Origin of the sequence: Photobacterium phosphoreum (genome assembly GCF_002954725.1) — a bacterium.
Taxonomy (GTDB): Bacteria; Pseudomonadota; Gammaproteobacteria; order Enterobacterales; family Vibrionaceae; genus Photobacterium; species Photobacterium phosphoreum.
In genome coordinates this window covers 1,173,128-1,190,953 of the sequence record NZ_MSCQ01000002.1, presented here as the reverse complement: position 1 = coordinate 1,190,953, position 17,826 = coordinate 1,173,128, and the positions used below count along the sequence as shown (strand labels likewise).

The 17,826-nt window shown below is 38.8% G+C and carries 17 protein-coding genes and 4 tRNA genes; 7 read left to right on the top strand and 14 right to left on the bottom strand.

What is annotated here, in order from left to right; translation table 11 throughout:
* The first annotated feature begins 147 nt into the window (after positions 1-147).
* Positions 148-1,803: an AMP-binding protein gene (locus BTO21_RS17140; protein WP_105026931.1), complete on the top strand. Its 1,656-nt coding sequence runs from the start codon at positions 148-150 to the stop codon at positions 1,801-1,803.
* A 310-nt stretch (positions 1,804-2,113) separates the two neighbouring features.
* Positions 2,114-2,218, top strand: a complete 105-nt coding sequence (locus BTO21_RS17135; RefSeq protein ID WP_065194346.1) for a 30S ribosomal protein THX — start codon at positions 2,114-2,116, stop codon at positions 2,216-2,218.
* A gap of 65 nt (positions 2,219-2,283) precedes the next feature.
* Here the strand turns inward: BTO21_RS17135 and BTO21_RS17130 are convergent, their stop codons facing one another.
* The 5 genes from BTO21_RS17130 to BTO21_RS17110 form a co-directional block, all read right to left on the bottom strand.
* Complete coding sequence (locus tag BTO21_RS17130) at positions 2,284-2,928, bottom strand: DUF1919 domain-containing protein (RefSeq protein WP_065192348.1); 645 nt, start codon at positions 2,926-2,928, stop codon at positions 2,284-2,286.
* Positions 2,929-4,000: 1,072 nt separating this feature from the next.
* Positions 4,001-4,077 (bottom strand) — tRNA-Asp (locus BTO21_RS17125).
* 40 nt (positions 4,078-4,117) lie between these two features.
* A tRNA-Ser gene (locus tag BTO21_RS17120) sits at positions 4,118-4,208 on the bottom strand.
* Positions 4,209-4,371: 163 nt separating this feature from the next.
* Positions 4,372-4,719: a RidA family protein gene (locus BTO21_RS17115; protein WP_045032830.1), complete on the bottom strand. Its 348-nt coding sequence runs from the start codon at positions 4,717-4,719 to the stop codon at positions 4,372-4,374.
* 104 nt (positions 4,720-4,823) lie between these two features.
* Positions 4,824-6,104, bottom strand: a complete 1,281-nt coding sequence (locus BTO21_RS17110) for an NAD(P)/FAD-dependent oxidoreductase (RefSeq protein WP_045032832.1) — start codon at positions 6,102-6,104, stop codon at positions 4,824-4,826.
* A 188-nt stretch (positions 6,105-6,292) separates the two neighbouring features.
* On the opposite strand from BTO21_RS17110, the gene BTO21_RS17105 reads away from it, so the two are divergent.
* A complete protein-coding gene (locus BTO21_RS17105) occupies positions 6,293-7,327 on the top strand; it encodes an ABC transporter substrate-binding protein (protein ID WP_045032828.1) in 1,035 nt (344 codons plus the stop codon).
* A gap of 67 nt (positions 7,328-7,394) precedes the next feature.
* Here the strand turns inward: BTO21_RS17105 and BTO21_RS17100 are convergent, their stop codons facing one another.
* Complete coding sequence (locus tag BTO21_RS17100) at positions 7,395-8,033, bottom strand: deoxynucleoside kinase (RefSeq protein ID WP_045032826.1); 639 nt, start codon at positions 8,031-8,033, stop codon at positions 7,395-7,397.
* 322 nt (positions 8,034-8,355) lie between these two features.
* On the opposite strand from BTO21_RS17100, the gene BTO21_RS17095 reads away from it, so the two are divergent.
* On the top strand, positions 8,356-8,976 hold the full coding sequence (locus BTO21_RS17095; protein ID WP_045032824.1) for a LysE family translocator: 621 nt from the start codon (positions 8,356-8,358) through the stop codon (positions 8,974-8,976).
* 796 nt (positions 8,977-9,772) lie between these two features.
* On the opposite strand, the gene BTO21_RS17090 is transcribed toward BTO21_RS17095, so the two are convergent.
* From BTO21_RS17090 to BTO21_RS17075, 4 genes are all read right to left on the bottom strand, one after another.
* A tRNA-Asp gene (locus BTO21_RS17090) sits at positions 9,773-9,849 on the bottom strand.
* A 39-nt stretch (positions 9,850-9,888) separates the two neighbouring features.
* Positions 9,889-9,979: transfer RNA gene (locus BTO21_RS17085), tRNA-Ser, on the bottom strand.
* 165 nt (positions 9,980-10,144) lie between these two features.
* Positions 10,145-11,119: a formimidoylglutamase gene (locus tag BTO21_RS17080; RefSeq protein WP_065192346.1), complete on the bottom strand. Its 975-nt coding sequence runs from the start codon at positions 11,117-11,119 to the stop codon at positions 10,145-10,147.
* A gap of 36 nt (positions 11,120-11,155) precedes the next feature.
* Positions 11,156-11,884 (bottom strand): IclR family transcriptional regulator, encoded by a 729-nt coding sequence (locus BTO21_RS17075; protein WP_065192345.1) that lies wholly within the window; start codon positions 11,882-11,884, stop codon positions 11,156-11,158.
* Between the two features lie 325 nt (positions 11,885-12,209).
* Here BTO21_RS17075 and BTO21_RS17070 point away from each other — a divergent pair, with 325 nt between their 5' ends.
* From BTO21_RS17070 to BTO21_RS17060, 3 genes are all read left to right on the top strand, one after another.
* Positions 12,210-12,932 (top strand): YebC/PmpR family DNA-binding transcriptional regulator, encoded by a 723-nt coding sequence (locus BTO21_RS17070; protein WP_045028571.1) that lies wholly within the window; start codon positions 12,210-12,212, stop codon positions 12,930-12,932.
* A 262-nt stretch (positions 12,933-13,194) separates the two neighbouring features.
* Positions 13,195-13,878, top strand: a complete 684-nt coding sequence (locus tag BTO21_RS17065) for a type 1 glutamine amidotransferase domain-containing protein (protein WP_045028568.1) — start codon at positions 13,195-13,197, stop codon at positions 13,876-13,878.
* Positions 13,879-14,076: 198 nt separating this feature from the next.
* Complete coding sequence (locus tag BTO21_RS17060) at positions 14,077-14,364, top strand: hypothetical protein (protein WP_045028566.1); 288 nt, start codon at positions 14,077-14,079, stop codon at positions 14,362-14,364.
* A 114-nt stretch (positions 14,365-14,478) separates the two neighbouring features.
* Here BTO21_RS17060 and BTO21_RS17055 read toward each other — a convergent pair whose 3' ends face one another.
* From BTO21_RS17055 to BTO21_RS17040, 4 genes are all read right to left on the bottom strand, one after another.
* On the bottom strand, positions 14,479-15,063 hold the full coding sequence (locus tag BTO21_RS17055) for a DJ-1/PfpI family protein (RefSeq protein WP_045028565.1): 585 nt from the start codon (positions 15,061-15,063) through the stop codon (positions 14,479-14,481).
* Positions 15,064-15,072: 9 nt separating this feature from the next.
* On the bottom strand, positions 15,073-15,717 hold the full coding sequence (locus BTO21_RS17050; protein WP_045028563.1) for a bifunctional 4-hydroxy-2-oxoglutarate aldolase/2-dehydro-3-deoxy-phosphogluconate aldolase: 645 nt from the start codon (positions 15,715-15,717) through the stop codon (positions 15,073-15,075).
* Complete coding sequence (locus tag BTO21_RS17045; protein ID WP_052672627.1) at positions 15,704-16,684, bottom strand: sugar kinase; 981 nt, start codon at positions 16,682-16,684, stop codon at positions 15,704-15,706. Before BTO21_RS17045 ends, BTO21_RS17050 begins: the two co-directional genes overlap by 14 nt.
* 190 nt (positions 16,685-16,874) lie before the next feature.
* A complete protein-coding gene (locus BTO21_RS17040; RefSeq protein ID WP_065192343.1) occupies positions 16,875-17,729 on the bottom strand; it encodes a tagatose bisphosphate family class II aldolase in 855 nt (284 codons plus the stop codon).
* Between the last annotated feature and the right edge of the window lie 97 nt (positions 17,730-17,826).

The following is a 17,826-nucleotide window of genomic DNA, read 5'->3' as shown; positions in this document are numbered from 1 at the left end:
AGATTAAATGTCTTTCAGTGGCCTATTTTTCAAATAAATATCAAACGAATAGCATAATTCCACTTGACGGTAGCTTATACGTCAGCTTAAATTTAACATAACTGCAACACATTATAATTCATGACTAATTTGTGAGACGGAGTGCTTATGGCTCAACTGCAAACACCTGCTGACATGATCATCAAATGGGCTAATGAACGCCCTAACGATATTTATTTAAAGCAAATCATCAATCGTGAATTTGTTAATTACACTTATGCAAGTGTTGCGGATAAAGCTCAACGTTTAGTAACAGCATTCCAACAATTAGGTATTCAGCCAGGCGATCGTATTGCACTGGTTTCTAAAAATTGTGCTGAATGGTTTATCTGTGATTTAGCCATGATGCTAGGGGGTTATGTTAGCGTACCCATCTTCCCCACCGCGGGGGCTGACACAATTAGTCATTGTATTGATCATAGTGACGCGACATTAATCATTATAGGAAAACTCGACAGCCCAACAGCGATCAATGAAGTTACTGCAAGCCACCCACAGTTACCCACTATCGCCTTTTCTTATCCGGGCACACCAGCAGGTCAATTTCAATTAGATACACTCATTGAACAGTATTTGCCAACCTCAGAGCGGTGTTCACATCATGACACTGATTTAATGTCGATTGTATATACATCCGGTACCTCAGGTATGCCTAAAGGCGCCATGCTAACCTATGGCGCTTTTGTCTGGTCATCACAAAAAATTATTGAGCATATTAGCTTAGAAGCAAATGAACGTTTATTTTCATATTTACCGTTAGCGCATATTACTGAACGTGTTTATATTTTTGGCTCTTCGATTATGTCAGGCTTACAAGTCGCTTTTCCTGAATCTCTTGATACTTTTATTGATGATGTGAAAATGCATCGTCCTACTATTTTTGTTTCTGTACCCCGTTTATGGACTTTATTCCAACAACGGATCCAAGATAAACTGCCACAAAATAGATTAAATATTCTGCTCAAGATTCCTTTAATATCAACATTGATTAAACGTAAGTTAGCCCAAGGGTTAGGGTTAGACCAAGCGCGTGTCCTCGGCTGTGGTTCAGCACCTGTCTCGGCTGGGTTATTACAGTGGTATGAAAGTATTGGTCTCAATATTACCGAAGCATGGGGAATGACGGAATCATTTGCTTACAGCACCCTTAATCATCCTTATCGCAGTGATAAAATAGGTACTGTCGGTAATGCAGGCCCAGGTATTGAGTTAAAAATTGCCGCAGATAAAGAAATTTTAGTCCGTAGCCAAGGCTTATTTAGTGGCTATTATAATAATCCTCAGGCAACACAAGAAAGTTTTGATAACGAAGGATGGCTACATACAGGTGATATTGGTAATTTAGACAATGATGGCTATTTAACCATTCAAGGCCGTAAGAAAGACACCTTCAAAACCGCCAAAGGCAAGTTTGTTTCTCCAGTTCCGATTGAAAAACGTTTCATGGAGCTCGGTAACTTTGAAATGGTATGCTTAATTGGTTCAGGCATGTCGGCCCCTATACTGTTAGCGATTGCTCATCATTATCCGCAGCTTAATCGTGAACGTTATCAAAAAAAGCTCCTCGATATTTTAGTTAAAATAAATAACGAACTAGAATCTCATCAAAAAATCAAAGGCATATTGATGATTAAAGAGCCTTGGAGCATTGAAAACGGTATCTTAACGCCAACATTAAAAATAAAACGTCACCTGTTAGAACAAGATTACGCAACCATTGATGAAAATTGGAATGATGAACAGATTATTCACTGGCAGCAATAATTAATATTGTGGTAATTTTGTGATTTTTACTCTATTTCTTACTATATAAGAATTATAGTAATTTAAAATAAATAATATTCAGTATTGAAATGGGCAAATATCAATATAATCTAATTGAATAATCAAATTTATTATTTAGATGCCTTTATATCTAAAAATATATTAATTATTGTGTAATAAAATATTATAAGTGTCCGTATATGTTTACATTGTTGGTATTTTAACAGCAGTCCTATTAGCTTGTGTTTAATAAAAATAAATTTATTATAACTTCATCTTATTTATATATTTATTAACAAGGATTATTCTAATGGCTAAAGGCGATATCAAAACAACTAAAGGAAAACGTCGTGTTCATTCTCATGGTAATGCTCGCTTAACAACAGAAGGTAAGAGAAAACATCATAGCGCTTAATTGCATATTCATGAATGATACTAATTCAAGATCGTTTTCTTTAATCAGTATCATTCATTTAACGATTAATATGTTTTAATCTGCTTACTATTAAGCCATTCAACCATATCAAAATATTTCTCATGAACACGATACATCGCAAAAAATTGCGTTGTTATTTCATCTTTTTCATTATAACAATGAACAAAATTATCCAAATTAGAACGCTTACGAGCACCGAAGAACACTGATTTACCATCATCTAAACGTAAGAAACGCTCAATATCGCCTTCATCACAAATATCACGATCAGACATAACAAAAAATAAGTTATTAAAATCAACGCGTTTTTTTCTTCGTTCCCATTTATCTTTTACTTCGGCAAATGATGAGTCATGAATAAAGTGAATTTCAATATCCCCTAACTTACCCAAAATATAAGGATAAGAATCAATATACTTAGAGCTTGTCGCTTGTTCTAATTCTAATGATAAATAGTATTTAAGGTTTTCACAAAATTTCAGATAACAATCTGAATAGAAAAAACAACCTACGGTAGGTGAATTAAAAGGTTGAGCTAAATCACTGCAAGTTAGACCACCGATACAGTTATTAGAGATCAGGCTGAAATTTTTATTCTTTAATCTTGCTTGTAATTTCTTATTAACATGAGAACGATAAACTTTATATAATGTTCTTTTATATACATAAGATATAATGCGTTGAATCATCAATTAAACCTTTAAAACATAATTAGACTATATAAGTGATATTATTTAATACTCACTCTAATAATAAATTTGGAATTTTGCACATTATATAAGTTACAAGCAGATAAAACAAATAAATAACATAAGTAAAATTTATACATTAGTATGGAAATTTAATTGATTTTTATATATACCAAGACAACTAATTGCTTATATCAATTATTATTATTAATCCCAAAAATAGCGCGCCCCCCAGCGTGACAAACTTATACCAACTACATTCATTACTTACAGCTAGATAACAAGCTAATCCCGCGTCATTCCCTACAGCGAGGTTACGAGCAAGATAGGGAATCTACCTTCCACGTATTGTAGAGTAACTATGCTCATTGATGTTTTAGTGGATGTTCATTGCTGTCTTTAATGCTCAAACACGTGGTGAATAGATCACGGATAGTTCGTCCCTCCCTTTCGAGATGACGGATAATAGCCTGCGGATATTCACTGTAAAAAATAGCCATAAAAGAGACGCAAAAAATCCTCACATTTCTGACGAGGATTCGTTGTGTTGTGAAGCGGACGGGACTTGCCATTCCGAAAATCAGCGCGCCCCAGCGTGACAAACTTATATCAACTACATTCATCACTTACAGCTAGATGACAAGCTAACCCCGCGTCATTCCCTACAGCGAGGTTACGAGCGAGATAGGGAATCTACCTTCCACGTGTTGTAGAGTAACTCTTCTCATTGATGTTTTAGCGAATGTTCATTGCTGTCTTTAATGCTCAAACACGGGGTGAATAGATCACGGATAGTTCGTGCCTTCCTTCCGAGATGACGGATCATAACCTGCGGATATTTATTGTAAAAAATAGCCATAAAATAGACGCAAAAAATCCTCACATTTCTGACGAGGCTTCGTTGTGTTGTGAAGCGGACGGGACTTGCCATTCCGAAAATCAGCGCGCGCCCAAGCGTGACAGGCTGATTATTCACACTTATGCCATCACTTATCGTATCTAACATTTAATCCAGATTTTTAAATTCCAGACGCAAAAAAGCCTCGTCATTTCTGACGAGGCTTCGTTGTGTTGGCGGAGCGGACGGGACTCGAACCCGCGACCCCCGGCGTGACAGGCCGGTATTCTAACCAACTGAACTACCGCTCCAATTCTGTATGAAACTCGATTAAATCAAATTTCTAGAATGTGGCGGAGAGATAGGGATTTGAACCCTAGATACGCTATAAACGTATGCTGGTTTTCAAGACCAGTGCTTTCAACCGCTCAGCCATCTCTCCAATGCCGCGCATGATAGCGAGGTTAACTGATGCTGTAAAGCTAAAATTTAATTAAAAATATCAACCGCTTGTTTTTTGCACCATTGTGATACTTTATCGTTTATTTGAACACAAAAAAGCCGACAAACTGTCGGCCTTTGAGAATTACAAATAAGTGTTTATTTTATTTTTCAGCTGCAATCACCGAGATTTCAACCAATAAAACATCACGTGCCATACTGGCTTCAACACAAGCTCGTGCAGGGGCATAACCCTCAGGAACCCAGTTATCCCATACGGCATTCATTTCGGCAAACAGACTCATATCTTTGATATAAATAGTTGCAGATAACATATGTTGTTTATCACTGCCGGCTTGTTCAAGCAGCGTTTCAACTTTATCAAGCATCGTCTGTGTCTGCTCAGTAATATCTTTGGTTGCATCAGCACAAACTTGACCACAAAGATAAATGGTACCATTGTACTTAACAACACGACTCATACGGGCTTTCGTTTCTTGACGCTCGATCATAAGGCTCTCTCAGATAGGTTTAAATAAGCAAATAATTCACTCTTAACCCCACCAAGATAGCAAATAAACTTACTTTTTTGTATTTTATTGCAAATAATTTTTAATCATTTACCTAGTGAATCTTCTAAACGTGCTTTCCAGATAGCCATTGCTAGTGCTGGTTTACGTAAAACTTCAGGGGTTGGAATCCAACCATGCTTAATTTTAGCAAATACATCAAAGCGTTCAGCAGTACCCGCCATAGCCTCGGCAACCACTTTACCTGCAATATTGGTCAATCCAACACCATGACCGGTGTAACCATGGGCAACATAAATATCATTACCTAAATGATCAATTTGTGGCATGTAAGAGCGCGTTACCGCAAACAATCCACCCCAATGATATTCCATTTTCACATCAGCAAGCTGTGGGAATACGGTGATCATTCGCTGGCGTAGACGCTCACTTGAATCGCTGTATTCACCATTAAATGGGTGATTAACACCACCAAACAGAATACGACCATCGGGGGTTGGGCGGTAATAATCAAGGCTGTTATTTAAATCTGACATTGCCATCATATTACTGATAGGTTGACGATCACCAAGTTGTTCAGTAACACCAATGTATGACACAACCGGTAATACAACACTTTGTGCTTTACGGTGTAACCCATCAAGGTATGCATTACAAGCTAATAAAACTTGCTTCGCTTTAACCTGACCTTTTGGAGTATGGATAATATGCGGGTTGCCTTTATCAAGTTTCACCGCAGGCGTATTTTCAAAAATAGTCGCGCCTAAGTCTAGTGCTGCTTGTGCTAGACCTAAAGTATAATTCAATGGGTGCATGTGGGCACTGTTTGAATCGTACAATCCACCTAAATAACGTTCAGTATGTGCAACTTGTTGAACCTTGTCTTTATCCCACCAGCTAGCACTTGGATAATCATAACGACCCTGTTTAAGGTCATACCAAGACTTTAGCTCTGTTTCTTGGCTTTTCTTCAATGCTAATTCGATATAGCCTTGTTGAAAATCACAGTCAATATTGAATTTCTCAATTCGATCACGAGCAATATCAATCGCCTCGCAAGACAGATCCCACAGTTGTTTGCCCCACTCAGGTCCGTACGTTTCATCAACTTCACGTAACCCTAGGCAATAACCTACTAAACATTGACCGCCATTACGACCAGATCCACCCCATGCTAAACGTTGTGATTCAAGCACCACAACCGAGAACCCTTTTTGACGCAATTCAATCGCGGCATTTAACCCCGTCATCCCGCCACCAATGATACATACATCAGCTTCAATCGCTTGATCAAGTAGTGGTTGTTCAGGTAACGCATTCACGGTTGCTTGGTAGTAACTATCGATATATTGACTGCTGATTGACATTCCAATTGCCCACAAAAAAATACAGGTTAAAAATCGCGCGGATAATGTCACGACTTTCACGCCTTCACAAGCGATTTATTACTGTGATCTAGTTCATAATTTAACATGATAGTTTTTGACACAAATAAAGTTATCTCTAATATCCGCGCTCAGATCTGACTTACCTGGTCAATTTAGGAATTAATAATATGAATAAGATATTTAAAGGGGTGACCACACTAGCATTCGCACTTTCAGCATTTAATGTTTCGGCAGCAAATGACGTGCTTAACGTTTACAACTGGGCAGAATATATGCCAACAGATGTAATCAAAGCCTTTGAAAAAGAATATGATGTTACTGTCAACTACTCTACGTTTGATAATAATGAGTCGATGTACACCAAACTGAAGCTACTCGATAGCAAAGGTTATGATGTCGCATTTGCTTCTACATATTTTATTGAAAAAATGGCTCGTGAAGGCATGCTTGCAAAGATAGATAAAAGCAAAATGCATCACTTAAATGACGTCTATCCTGGTCTAATGAAACAACCTTTTGATCCTAATAATGATTACTCTTTACCTTATGTATGGGGTTTAACTGGGATCAGCTACAATGCCGAAGTGATCACTCATGATCAGGTAACAAGTTGGAATGATCTATGGAACAAAAATTTTGAACAACAAGTCATGTTACTTGATGATGTTCGAGATGTGTTTGGTATGGCACTACGCGCACAAGGCGATAGCATAAACAGCACCAGTGAAACAGAGATTAAGCAAGCTTACGAAAAATTACTTCAGTTACGCCAAAATATCGTGGTTTATAATTCAGATGCACCCCATGTTCCTTATGTAACAGGAGAAGCAATGGTGGGTATGCAATGGAATGGTAACGCTTTTATGGCGAAAAAAGAGATGCCAGAGCTTAAGTTTGTCTATCCAACCGAAGGCGCTATTTTATGGATGGATAACTTTATTGTGCCAAAAGGCAGTGAAAATAAAGATCTCGCATTCAAATTTATTGATTTCTTTATGCGACCTGAAAATCAGGCAAAAATTGTTGAAGAGCTAGGTTTCCCTGCACCAAACAAACAAGCCAAACAGTTTTTACCAGCTGAATTACAAAATGACCCGATGATTTTCCCGACAGACGAGCAAGTCAATAATGGCGAGTTTACTGATGATGTCGGTGATGCAGTTAATATTTACCAAAAATATTGGCAGATGCTAAAAAGCTAATCACAAAAAAGGCTACAGTTAATCATTAACTGTAGCCTCTCTAGTGTTATATCACTACTCCGTTACATTAGTTCATATCTAAACCAGCAGCATTCAATTGTGGTAATAAATCAGCAACCGCAAGTGGTGTATTCCAATCAATATGAATTAACGTCGTTCCCATCTTACGACATGCTTGTGGTAATACAGCATCATGAAATGCATCAATATCACTAATATAGCCCAGATCTAATCCCATTTCCTCTGCACGTCCACGCTGACGCATACGACTATAAGCCACTTCAGGATCTGTTTTTAAATAAATACAATAATCAATGGTTGGATATTGATTGATTTGACTGATCAAATGCTGGTAGCACGCCATGTGTTTGGCAATATCTTCAGCGGTGCTGTTGTAATTGGCAATACAAGCATGGGTAAAAACTAAATCACTCAGTAAAGAACGCTCAATAATATAGACACCTTGAGGATCTAAATTATTCAACAGTTCAGCACGCTGAGCCGTGATGTAGCACTGAAAATTACTGCGAGCCTCAACGTTAAAGGGATCACGAGTAAATTCACCTAATAAATGTTGAAATTCAGGATCAGAATCTACTGGTTCTAAAATGGCGGTTGCATTTAAGGCTACGGCTAATTGAGGGAGTAATGTCGATTTACCGGCACCGATATTACCTTCTACACATATAATTTTGGGCTTATCCAAGAACTTTTCCCTCTGAAGACTTATAGACAGAGAACCACGCAGTGATGCTCTTAACATTTGCTAATGCAATAAACCCGACATTCTGAAACTAAACGTCACAAAAGACCATGCTTTATCTATCGTTTGACTATTTAAAAAGCAAAATATGGCACTTTAATTATTCAATTAACATTATTAACGACAATAACTATAGAGTTGTAGTGCATATAAAACACATTAAATACAATATATTACAAATAATATTAATAAACATAAAAAATAAAAGGCAAAATATTGCTCACGTGATAGCATTCTGAAAAATTTTACTTAACGGAATGACATCATGTCACTTGAAGCTGCAATCGCGTTCTTTTGTGCTATTTTCATCTTTGCAATTACTCCTGGCCCTGGCGTGTTTGCTATTCTCGCTAAAGCGATGGTTGAAGGTCCTCGTCAATGCGTAATGATGGCGTTAGGTATGGTCTGTAGTGATTTACTCTACTTACAGTTAGCCTGCTTTGGCTTAGCGACTATTGCTGAAAATTGGTCAGAAATCTTTGTGATTATTCGTTATTTAGGCGCAGGTTATTTAATTTACCTTGGTTATAAAATGTTGACGGCTTTATCACAAAACCAACAGTCAGATACTGAACAACAGCCACAACAAACACCTTTAGCCAGTTTTGGTCATGGCTTTTTGATTTCAGCCTCTAATCCTAAAGTCATTTTGTTCTATGTTTCCTTTTTACCGACGTTTATTGATTTAACCCGTTTAAACAGCACTGATATCATCCTAATTTCTGTTTTGTCATCCATTGCCTTGATGTCAGCCATTATGTTAGTTGCTTATGGCGCTTCACGATTAGCTAAAGTAATTAAGACACCCATCGCACAGCAACGATTAAACAAAACAGCGGGTAGCATTATGATTGCTGCAGGGGCCTATTTAGCGGTTAATAAGTAGTTGTTTGATTCGTGATTAACTAACCTTGTGTCATTCTCGACAGCAAGGTGACGAACAACCCCCGTCATTCCTACAACAAGGTGACGAACAACCACCCGTCATTCCCTACAACAAGGTGACGAACAACCACCCGTCATTCCCTACAGTGAGGTTACGAACGAGATAGGGAATCTACTTCCCACGTGTCGTAGAATGACTGTTTTCGTTGGGTTTTAACGCATGTTCACTGGTGTCTTTAATGCTCAAACACGTGATGAATAGATCACGGATAGTTCGTACCTCTCTTCCGAGATGACGGATAATAACTCGCGTTATTACCTGTAGTATTGTACGAACGACATTCATCGCTATTCCCTACAACAAGGTGACGAACAACCACCCGTCATTCCCTACAGTGAGGTTACGAACGAGATAGGGAATCTACTTCCCACGTGTCCTAGAATGACTGTTTTCGTTGGGTTTTAACGCATGTTCACTGGCGTCTTTAATGCTCAAATACGTAATGAATAGATCACGGATAGTTCGTACCTCTCTTCCGAGATGACGGATAATAACCGGTGGGTATTCGCTGTAAAAAATAGACGCAAAAAATCCTCACATTTCTGACGAGGATTCGTTGTGTTGTGAAGCGGACGGGACTTGCCATTCCGAAAATCAGCGCGCCCCCCAGCATGACAGGCCGATTATTGACATTTATGTCATCACTTATAGCATCTAGCATCTAGCATCTAGCATCTAGGTTTTTAAACTCCAGACGCAAAAAATCCCCGTCATTTCTGACGAGGATTCGTTGTGTTGGCGGAGCGGACGGGACTCGAACCCGCGACCCCCGGCGTGACAGGCCGGTATTCTAACCAACTGAACTACCGCTCCAATTCTGTGTGAAACTCGATAAATCAAATTTCTAGAATGTGGCGGAGAGATAGGGATTTGAACCCTAGATACGCTATAAACGTATGCTGGTTTTCAAGACCAGTGCTTTCAACCGCTCAGCCATCTCTCCAATGCCGCGAATAATACCTATCATCACGGTAGCTGTAAAGTCTTTTTGCTAAAAAACTATAACATTAGCTAATCCAATATCACTTATTAATCAAAATCATCAAAAAACAATCTTTGTGATTATAAAACTAGCATTTTCATGTTGTTACTCATTTATAAATATAGGTTATACAAAATGAACAATAGTTTGAATGAGCTTAGTGGCTAATTTTGCAGTCTGATTATCGTAGTCATATTCAGGATTCAACTCAGCGATATCAACAATCTTTACTTTGCCACTCGCCATAATGTGTTTAATCGCCCATTCAACCATGGATAAACTTACACCATGCATCCGCGTCATATTTGCGCCAGGGGCTATTGATGATGAAAACACATCAAGATCGATACTCAACTGAATACAATCAACGCTATCAATAAAACTATCTAGTTGTTCCTGTACCTGTTTTTTATTGCGGGTTGTCATTTGATGATCAAGTAACCATTGACAGCCAAGATCTTCTGCAAGTTTAAACATCGCTTGTGAATTAGCATGATCACAAATACCTAAACCAAGAAAATCAAAACTGCGTTGTTGATCTTTGCTATAACACCATGCCGCATGAAATGCAGACCCCGAACGCAACGATAATGATGGTCTTAGCTCAAAATGAGCATCAAAATTAATCACCCCCACCCGCGGTGGTATCAGCTGCGGTTGCTGATCTTCTGTAATAGTAATGGCTTCAGCACTAAAATCAGACAAAGCTTGATAGCTGGCAATTGAAATTTCATGTCCACCGCCAAGAACAACGGGAAAATGACCATCTCGTAAACTACGCAACAGCAATTGATGTTGTCTATGACTCACAGCGGCAAAACTATGATCATTGACGCTTTGTTCAATATCCCCTGCATCATAGAAGGGTAATTTAGTTTGTGAATGAGTACGAGGAAGAATACGCCGAATACTGGCAGGTCCTTCTTTGGCACCTTGCAAGCCACGCCCCCAATCAAGGCTAAGATCTGAAATTACACCAACCAGCATAATGCCACGCTGGCATTGTTGGGTATAAGGACGGATGAGCGTATGTTTACGATGATATAGCATCGGTTTTTGTGGCTCATTTTTAAATAACTTTTTTAATTGATCAACTAACATACGCCTATCTTCCCTATCTTTCACAAACAGCACACACTAGTGCTGCGGTGGTAATGCTCTCGCTGCTTGTAATACACACATTACAATTTTATTTTTACGGCTATTAATGCGCTCTGCAGGTGCCATCACGCTAACAGCACCAACAACTTTATTGCCCACAAATACGGGTGCACTGACACCAGAAACACCAACATCAATCTCTGAAGTACTGATCGCAAAACCATCTTGTTTAATCAAATCTAACTCAGCAATCCAAGTATCAATTTGCTGCGATTCTGTAATATCGTAATGTTCTAAAATCGTTAATTGGCGTGCCAATGGCAAATAAGCCAGAATGACCTTGGCAGATGCACCACGAATCAATGGCTGACTTTGACCTTTTTCATAACTACAACGAAGCGCATAAGGGCTATCAATACTGTCAACACATAAAGCATTAAATCCAACAGCAACCATATAAGCAGACATCTCACCCGTTTGCTGTTGTAAACGTTTCAATATTGGTCGAACGCCATCAGGTAACGGAGAATTCATGTCAAAATTACGTTGAAGTTGTAATGCAGCAGGCCCAGCACTGTAAGTATTACGACCATGATTTTCTTCAATTAAATTCCAATCACGAAGTAAGGCTAAATAGCGGTATAAGCTACTTATTGGCATTTCCATTTCGGTACTGAGCTGTTGTGCTTGCAGCGGTACATTAGATGCAGCAATGTGAATAAGCACTTGCAACAATTTTTCATTAGCACTGAGTGAATGAGTCACAGGTAGGTTATCTCTAATTTATGTGATGATTATTTGTAACCAATTATGTCACTAACAACAAGTGGTATTCTTATAATATGAGAAAATATGGGATTTATTTGCTTTATTTTATTACCTTACGAGAAATTAACCTATATTTGAAATCTTTAGCTTCAAAAATAACTATTCTGATTACTATTTTTAAGTTGGTTTATTATTTCAACGTAAACATAAAAAAATCGACTTTACTTAGCATAAATACAGATCTAACTAGCCAGAATTAAGGGGTACTGGTAAAATATTTGCATAATTGACCGTCTAAAACAGTAAAAGAGAGTGATTCCTCATGGGAAGAAAGTTCGAAGTACGCAAATTGTCTATGGCAAAAACCCAAGGCGCTAAGATCAAGGTTTACTCTAAGTACGGTAAAGAAATCTACGTTTGTGCTAAGAACGGCAGTCCAGATCCGGATAGCAACCTAGCACTTCGCCGTCTTATTGAAAAAGCGAAAAAAGATCAAGTACCAAGCCACGTTATCGACAAAGCGATTGATAAAGCGAAAGGCGGCGGCGGTGAAGATTACTCAACTGCACGTTACGAAGGTTTTGGCCCAGGCAACTGCATGGTTATCGTTGACTGTCTAACAGACAACAACAACCGTACTTTCATGGACGTTCGTCAAGCATTTGTTAAAAATAATGCGAAAATCGGTAGCCCAGGCACCGTTGGTCACATGTTTGAGCACCAAGCAGTATTTGAATTCAAAGGTACTGACGAAGAAGTTGTTCTTGAAAATCTAATGATGGAAGACGTTGACGTTACTGACATCACTTGTGAAGATGGCGAAATCACCGTTTATGCACCTCACACTGAGTTCTTTAAAGTTAAAAATGCACTTGCAGCAACAATGGCTGATGTAGAAATTGACTCTGAAGAAATTGCTTTCGTACCGCAGACAATGACTGAATTAGCTGGTGACGATATTGCAATGTTTGAAAAATTCCTTGATGCGCTAAACGATTGTGATGACGTACAAAACGTTTACCACAATGCTGAAATAGCTGACTAATTATAGATCGCTATTTTTCACAAAAAGGTCACTTCGGTGGCCTTTTTGTTTTTTAGCATTACTCGCTTAAAATATAATCTGGATCCTCTCAATAATCCTCGCACCAACCATGCCATTATTTTAATAGCTACTTAGATATTATATTGATAAAAAAGAGTCACGATTGCGCTTGTGAGCCTCATTATTTAAGCCTATAACTAATTGTAATATTAAATTATGTTTAATTTAAATGGCTTATTTTAACGAGATTTCAAGGATAAATATGAAAATTTTAATCGTATTAACATCTCATCACGCTTTAGGCGAAACCACAGCAAAAACAGGCCTATGGTTAGATGAATTTACTGTTCCATTTTACGCTTTTAAAGATAATAACTACGCCATTACTCTCGCCTCGCCGATGGGTGGACAAGTGCCGATTGATCCAAAAAGTGATACACCAGAGATGCAAACAGAATCTGTTCTGCGCTTTAAAAATGATCCTGAAGCCGTCACGCAATTAGCTAATACCTTACTATTATCAACTATTAACCCTGCTGATTATGATGCTGTATTTTATCCTGGCGGTCATGGACCACTGTGGGATCTATCACAAGATACCGCATCACAAAATATCATTGAATGCTGTTATCAACACAACAAACCAACAGGCCTTGTTTGCCATGGTCCCGCAGCATTAAAAGCACCGAAAAATCCTGATGGAAGCCCTCTCATCACAGGTAAAAATGTGACGGGATTTAGTGACAGTGAAGAAGCTGCGGTTGGACTCACTGATGTCGTCCCTTTTTTACTTGAAGATATGTTAACAAGCCAAGGTGCACATTATAGTAAAGGTCCCGATTGGGAGAGTTATATCGTCGTTGATAAAAATCTCATCACCGGACAGAATCCTGCGTCTGCACAAGCGGTTGCCCTTGAAATCATTCGTCAATTACATCAACAATAATGAAAGTTGAAATTCTTATGTGAATATTTATATTTCTTATTAAGAATCATATTGTTATAAAAACAAATCAAACATCAAACAAAAACCAGCAATAATAAATTATCGTTTATCGATAATTTATTATTGCTTTATAGATAACTGCTGTTTACATTAGACCTCGTTTTAGAACAATCCTCCCTCTAATTAATAAGGTCTACTATGAAAAAGTTATTATCGATTCTTGTATTAAGTTCAGTGTCATTGTTTGCAAATGCAGCAACAGTTGCTGTAACACAACCAGTGCTAGCACAAATAAACAGTATTTCAGTTTATAGCGGCGATAATGTTGATAATCAAAAAACAGCACTAAAAACAATTAATAAAGCCAGCGTTCCCGACTTCGCTCACTGCGCAGTTTATCTCCCTAAAAACCAAAAATCAGCGACAACAACAATCAAATTAGCCCGTAATGATGATGGCAAACTTTCAATCTCTTGTGGTGGCTAATTCATTATCATGCAGCCATTAACGATGAATAATATACTGCTGTTTATTGTTAACTAAAAAAGCCTAGCTATTTGATTAGCTAGGCTTTTAATATTAAGGCTGTAGGGGTTATTATTAATTATCCAACGGCCAATGATCAAAATAGATATGGCTTGCTTGCCAATCAACTTTTTGGTGGTTGTCGGCTAATAAATAACGTGCAACCGTAAAGGCAAATTCAAAACTCACCCCTAACCCACGTCCGGTAATAAATTGCCCATCAACAACCACTTTCTGTTTAACAAACTCACCATCATCGAATTTTTCAGCTAATTTATCGCCCGTTGTATACGTGCGACCTTGTAATAAATGATGCGCAGCAAGCACCTTAGCGCCAGAAGAACATAAGGCACAGATGTACTTCTTGGCATCAATATGGCGCTTTAGAAAAGCAATCACATTGGCATTTGCGGATAAATTATCAGTACCTTGCGGGCCACCGGGCATCATCACCGCATCATAAGTGGTGTCGAATTTATCGGCTAACACATAATCAGCACTAATTTTAGTTTCAAAGTAAGTATTAAGCGTAGTGGTTTCCATGCATGACAATACATCCACTTTAATATCTAGACGGCGCATAATGTCGATAAAAACCACCGCTTCACCTTCTTCAAAACCATCAGCAAGCAATACCGCAACATGTTTTACATCAGTCATAATACATTCCTATGCGCCTATTTGATCAATCATAGCCCGCACTTCGCGCACATTACCAGCAATCAGATCCCACTCATGATTAGCAATCGCACGGGTTGGTGCAATCCATGTTCCACCACATGCAATCACCTGAGGAATAGCTAAATACTCCCCCAAATTAAGTGGTGTTACACCACCTGTTGGCATCAATTGAATTTGGCTATAAGGCCCAACCAATGATTTAAGCATGTTAATGCCACCAGAGGCTTCGGCAGGGAAAAATTTAAGCGCACTCACACCAAGTTCTAACGCCTGTTCAACCAAACTTGGGTTATTAACCCCTGGGATCATTTTAATATTATTTTCTAAACAATATGTTACCGTCGAAGGATTAAACCCAGGACTAATCACAAAATCAGCACCAGCGGCAATAGCAGCATCAACTTGTTCTATCGTTAGCACTGTGCCTGCACACAATACAATCTGTGGATAGGCAGCGCGAATTAAGCGAATAGATTCAGCCGCCGCCGCAGTACGAAAGGTAATTTCAGCAGCAGGTAGGCCATTTTCGACTAACACTTTAGCGAGCGGCACCGCATCCGCTGCGTTTTCAATTTGAATTACTGGCATTACTCGCAATGCACGCAAACGATCAATCCATTCATTTGTCATCATAATTACTACTCATTAAATCCGTTAAATATTGGGTACATTGCTGAGGAATAACGGCCCCTCGATGTTGAATCACTTGAGCGGCAAGATTATTTCCCCACTGACAGCAAGCAATCATTGGCATACCTTTGGCCCATGCTGCTAAATAAGCCGCATTAAAAGAATCCCCAGCGGCGGTTGTATCAATGACATGTTCAATTTGATTACCGTCAACAAAACCTTGCTGACCGGCTTGCGACCACATTGCGCCTTTACTGCCTAATTTCACCACCACTTGACTGACACCTAAACGGTGCAAACGCTCAGCAATAACCTCAGCGGAAGTGTTGACTTCACCGCGTAATAAATCCTCATCATCAGCGGTCACTAAAGCAATATCCGCTAATCGATACAGTTCTGATAGCCATGTTTTAGCATGCGTTGCACCATTCCATAACCGTGGTCGATAATTAGAATCAACCGCAATTTTACAACCAGAAGCTTTTAAGTTTGCAAGGGCTTCAATGAGTTTAATTTTGCCATGCTCCGGTAAAATCGCCAAAGAGATCCCTGAGAGGTAGATCAAATCATAGTCTTTTAATTGTGCAATAATTTGTGAAAACTGAGCATGCTCACACATATAACGTGCGGCTGAATCACTGCGCCAATAGTGAAAGCTGCGCTCTCCTTGTGGATCGATTTCAATCGCATACATGCCGGGTAATTTATCGCGTTCACGCATCACAAAACGACAATCAATGCCTTCATGCTGCCATGCATCAACCATAGCATTACTGTAATTATCAATGCCGAGTGCGGTGATATAACTTGGGGAACGTTGAGGAAGTAATCGAGAGAGATAAATCGCAGTATTAAGCGTATCACCACCAAAATTTTGCTGTTGGGTCGCAAAAGGCGTTCCACTTAGCTCAATCATACACTCACCCAAAATAGCGATGTTGCGCTTTATTGCTGAATTTGGAAATGTCATTTTTCTTCACCTACGAGCCATTATTAGCTGTCAGAAAAAAGGCCATGACGACGAGATATGGGAATCAATCATGGCCAAAAAACATCATCACTCAAAGTTATAAATGCAATACCAAATAAAGCGATTAACTTTAGGGGGAACTAGCATTACATTGTGTCATCCTTGGCGAGAGGTTATATTCTGTGATTAATTACGCTTTTCCTTCGCTACCACATACACGAATTTTATCTTGAATGACTTTCTTCATTGCCGCTTTACCCGGAATAATATAATGACGTGGGTCATTCGCTTCTGGGTGCTCAATAAAATATTGTTTCACTGCATCAGCAAACGCAATTTTAAGTTCGGTAGCGACATTGACTTTAGTAATACCCAATTCGATGCAACGACGTACATCTTCATCTGGCACACCTGAAGCACCATGTAGCACTAACGGTGTATCTGTTTTACTACGAATAATCCCCAAACGATCAAAATCTAATTGAGGTTGTTCTTTGTACATACCATGAGCTGTACCAATCGCAATCGCTAATGAATCAATACCCGTCGCATTAATAAATTCTATGGCTGCATCAGGGTCGGTATAAAGTGCATCTTTATCTTCAACAATAAGATCGTCTTCTTGACCGCCTAAACGGCCTAATTCTGCTTCAACTGAACAATCCCAACCATGACAGAACTGCACGACTTTACGAGTAATATCAATATTGCCTTCAAAGCTATGATGAGAACCATCAATCATCGCTGATTTAATGCCAGCTTCTACTTTAGTGCGGATGTCACTAAACGACTCATGGTGATCCATGTGTAATGCAATTGGCGTTTGATAAATATTTGCCGCTTTAAGACAAATACCCACTAAGTAATCAGTGCCAGCATAAGAATAAGTGCCAGGTGTGCCAGCCAGAATAACGGGAGAACGCATCTCAGCCGCAGTTTCAAGCACAACTTGAATCGTCTCAAGATTATGAATATTAAAAGCAGGAACGGCATAGCCGCCTAGCTGCGCTTTTAGCAGCATTTCACGCGAAGAAACCAAAAACATAAAAAACCTCAAACCTTCCGTTAACTTTCGATTTAGATAGTATTCGAAAACAAAGACAAATAAAAAGATCTAAATCACATAAATGCTTTCAAACCGA